The following is a 615-nucleotide window of genomic DNA, read 5'->3' as shown; positions in this document are numbered from 1 at the left end:
GTCGACGACCCCACCGCCGACACCGGCCACCCCGCCCCCGCCCTCGTCCTCGGCTGGGGCTCCACCTACGGCCCCATCACCGCAGCCGTCCGCCGCGTACGCCGCACCGGAGGACACATCGCCCAGGCCCACCTGCGCCACCTCAACCCCTTCCCCCACAACCTCGGCGACATCCTCACCACCTACCGCAAAATCATCGTCCCCGAGATGAACCTCGGCCAACTCGCCACCCTCATCCGGGCGAAGTACCTGGTCGACGCCCACTCCTACACCCAGGTCACCGGCCTGCCGTTCAAGGCGGAGCAACTGGCCGTGGCCATCCAGGAGGCAACAGCAGATGTCTGAGGCACCGGTTGTCACGCACGAGCACCGGCCGAGGGGGACCGGCAACGCTCTTTCACTGGTCCCGAAGGCCGAAACGAAGCAGTCCATGAAGGACTTCAAGACGGACCAGGAGGTGCGCTGGTGCCCGGGATGCGGTGACTACGCCATCCTGGCCGCCGTGCAGGGCTTCATGCCCGAGCTCGGCCTGGCCCGCGAGAACGTGGTCTTCATCTCCGGGATCGGCTGCTCCTCCCGCTTCCCGTACTACATGAACACCTACGGGATGCACTC

2 pseudogenes are annotated in these 615 nt (G+C 67.2%); both read left to right on the top strand.

Going from position 1 to position 615, the window contains the following annotated elements:
• Positions 1–345: pseudogene (locus IEY86_RS36065) on the top strand (2-oxoacid:acceptor oxidoreductase subunit alpha); the annotation flags it as partial.
• A pseudogene (locus tag IEY86_RS36060) lies at positions 338–615 on the top strand (2-oxoacid:ferredoxin oxidoreductase subunit beta); the annotation flags it as partial. The pseudogenes IEY86_RS36065 and IEY86_RS36060, both read left to right, overlap by 8 nt.

Source organism: Wenjunlia tyrosinilytica (assembly GCF_014646055.1).
Lineage (GTDB): Bacteria > Actinomycetota > Actinomycetes > Streptomycetales > Streptomycetaceae > Wenjunlia > Wenjunlia tyrosinilytica.
Note: the sequence above shows the minus strand (reverse complement) of the source record. Positions and strands in the feature narration are given on the sequence as shown.